The 1,163-nt window shown below is 36.9% G+C and carries 1 protein-coding gene; it reads left to right on the top strand.

Going from position 1 to position 1,163, the window contains the following annotated elements; genetic code table 11:
• Positions 1-1,163, top strand: a 1,163-nt coding sequence (lysS, locus tag BD31_RS08815; protein WP_008301419.1) for a lysine--tRNA ligase, incomplete at both ends; no start/stop codon positions are given.

Raw genomic sequence — 1,163 nt, 5'->3', positions numbered from 1 at the left:
TGGAAAGTGGGCTTGGTGCATCTGGGATTCCACATATTGGAAGCCTAGGGGATGCAGTGAGAGCATACGGGGTTAAACTAGCACTAGAAAATTTAGGATACAAATCAGAATTAATCGCATATTCAGATGATCTTGACGGATTAAGAAAAATCCCAGAAGGACTTCCAGATTCGCTTGAAGAACACATTGCAAAACCAGTATCACTGATCCCAGACCCTCATGGATGTCATGACTCATACGGAATGCATATGAGCAGTATTCTGTTAGATGGGTTAGACAAGGTTGGGATAAAATATGAATTCAGAAGAGCTGTAAATACATACAAACAAGGATTGTTAAAAGATCAAATCCACACAATTTTGCAAAACAGTGCAAAGATTGGCGATAAAATTTCAGATCTTGTAGGACAAGAAAAATATCAAAAATACTTGCCATATTTTCCAGTATGTGCTAATTGTAATCGCCTCTATACTGCCGAAGCTACGGAATACATCACAAACGAAAAGAAGGTGAAATACACATGCCATGACACCAAAATCAGTTCAAAGATGGTCAAAGGTTGTGGTCATGTAGGTGAGGCAGATATTGGAAAAGATCTAGGAAAGTTAGCATGGAAAGTTGAATTTGCAGCAAGATGGGCAGCGTTTGATATTAGATTTGAGGCACATGGTAAAGACATCATGGATTCAGTCAAAGTAAATGACTGGGTAGCTGATGAGATTTTAGGATTCCCACATCCACATCATGTAAAATATGAAATGTTTTTGGACAAAGGAGGGAAAAAGATTTCAAAGTCATTAGGAAATGTAATTACGGCTCAAAAATGGTTAGAGTTTGGCACTCCAAAATCAATTCTGTTATTACTTTACAAGAGAATCACGGGTGCAAGAGAATTAGGATTTGAAGACATTCCAGCACTGATATCGGAATATAATGAACTGGAGGATATTTACTTTGGAAGAATCAAAGTAGACAATCAAGCAAAACTGATAAAATCAAAAGGACTATACGAGTATGTCAATCTACTAAATCCACCAAAACAACCAAGCACACATGTGAACTATAGACTCCTAATGGAGCTGACAAAAATATTCAAAGAAAACAGAGATGAGAGAGTGATGAAAAAACTATTAGACTATGGAGTAATAAAAAATCCTGAACCT

Origin of the sequence: Candidatus Nitrosopumilus salarius BD31 (assembly GCF_000242875.2) — an archaeon.
Classification (GTDB): Archaea; Thermoproteota; Nitrososphaeria; order Nitrososphaerales; family Nitrosopumilaceae; genus Nitrosopumilus; species Nitrosopumilus salarius.
Note: the sequence above shows the minus strand (reverse complement) of the source record. Positions and strands in the feature narration are given on the sequence as shown.